This is a genomic window from Paracoccus sp. PAMC 22219 (assembly GCF_000787695.1).
In the GTDB taxonomy this organism is placed as follows: Bacteria; Pseudomonadota; Alphaproteobacteria; order Rhodobacterales; family Rhodobacteraceae; genus Paracoccus.
This window is the reverse complement of sequence record NZ_BBPH01000101.1, coordinates 1-1,899: the sequence shown is the minus strand read 5'-3', so window position 1 is coordinate 1,899 and position 1,899 is coordinate 1. Positions and strand designations below refer to the sequence as shown.

Genomic DNA, 1,899 nt, shown 5'->3' with positions numbered 1-1,899 from the left:
GGGAAAATGAGACAAGCAGCCTCGCCTTTCCGGTGGCAGCAGGTCAGAGGCCACGATCCGTTGCAGGCCCCTTGTGGATAACGGACTTCAAACCTCCGTGCCCTCTGATCTCCACGGTCAACAGCCGCGGACTGCCAATATCAAAGGGTCTCAAGCTACGCAGCCGGTTCTTGCGTGTCCGTCTGCCTCCTTGCCCAACATCCACTCAGAACTGAGCAACACCGGAGTGTGTTACCATGTTAAAGAACATCCGCATCTCGACACGCATTGCCGGCGGCTTTGGTGTGATCCTTCTGATGCTGGCCCTGTTTGCGGGGTTGACTTGGTCTCAATTGAACAGCCTGCGTGATGTCAGTGCCGAGGCAGATAACGCCGAGGCTAGGGCAATCATCGCCGCTGATATGGACCATGGCGTCGGCAAAGCCACCATCGCAGTCGGAGCGTATCTCGAGGCGCCCACAAATGAGAGCGGAGACGCGGTCACCGCAGCGATCCAGCATGTTCGTTCCCTGGCCGTGGATCTGGATGCCTTGGGAAGCAAGAACGGGGCACCGATGATCGCACTCAAGGACCGTCATCTTGCAGAGGCGCAGGTTTTCATCGATCTGTATCAAGCACGGGCCGATCTGATCGCCCGCATGCAGAAAACCGCAATTGAGCACCGCCGCAACGTCGAGCAGTTGCAAGGTCTGTTTGAGGGTCGAGGGGCGCGGGATGATGCCTATGCCGCAATGGCCGCTTCGAACAGCCTGCTCGTTACCCGCGCCAGGGTCGACCGCTTCCTGTCGGGTGCAGATGTCGCAGATTTCGACGAGGCGCAGGCCCCGTATGAGGAGACGCAATCCCAATTGCAGGATATCGCGCGCCGCCCCATTCCCGATGATGCCCGCGCCTTGGTGACGACGGCCCTGGCCGGCGTTACGGATTACTGGACGGACGCCACGACGCTGCGCGAGCTTGAACTGAATGTCCGGCAAGCGGTTGCGGCAGTCGAGGTGACATCAACGGAAGCAGTGGCATTGGTCGAGGTGATCCGCGACACCGCCGGCGGCCTCCTGGCGGAGGCTGACGCCAGGTTCGAGGAGATCATGCAGACGACCGTCGCTTCCATCCTTGGTGGCGTGGCTCTTGCGATCCTGATCGGAATGTCGATTGCGACGATTCTGTCGCGCGATCTTCGCCGACGGCTGTCGCAGACGGTGGATCAGACACGCAGCTTGGCCAACGGTGATCTGCAGGTCGAAATCAAGGGACAGGACGGACGAAACGAATTGGCCGAATTGGCGCAGGCCTTGGGAGTGTTCCGCCAAAATGCGATCGACCGGCGCGATCTGGAAGAGCAGGCTCGTCAGGCACAGGATGCCGCAGCCGCCGCTCGCGATACCGAAGTCCGTCAGCAGGCGCGCGTTGTCCGTGACATCGGCGCGGGTCTGGACCGTCTGTCCCGGGGCGACCTGACCGAGCAGATCCCCAACCCCATCTCTGACCCGTTCCCGGCCGGATATGACGCGTTGCGCGAGGCCTTCAATACGGTGGTCGAGAACCTGACGGGCACGGTGGCGCGCATCACCGATGTCGCCGATCAGGTCCGTGGCGGGGCAACCGAGATCACCTCGGCCGCGCAGGATCTGGCGAGCCGCGCCGAAACCCAGGCTGCGACGCTGGAGCAGTCGGCCGCGGCCCTGACCCAGATGAGTGCCAGTGTGACCTCGACGGCCGACCGGGCGCGTCAGGCCGAACACGCCAGCCGCCAGAACCGTGATATCGCGCAGAGCAGTACCGAGATCGTGCGTGATGCGGTGACCGCAATGCGGGGGATCGAGGCATCATCCGACCAGATCACCCGCATCATCAGCGTCATTGACGATATCGCGTTCCAGACCAATCTGCTGGCCCTGA

At 62.1% G+C, this 1,899-nt stretch carries 1 protein-coding gene; it reads left to right on the top strand.

Translation table 11 applies throughout. From position 1 onward, the window contains the following. Positions 1-236 precede the first annotated feature (236 nt). On the top strand, positions 237-1,899 hold a 1,663-nt coding region (locus tag TY51_RS20330), incomplete at its 3' end, for a methyl-accepting chemotaxis protein (protein WP_156117999.1).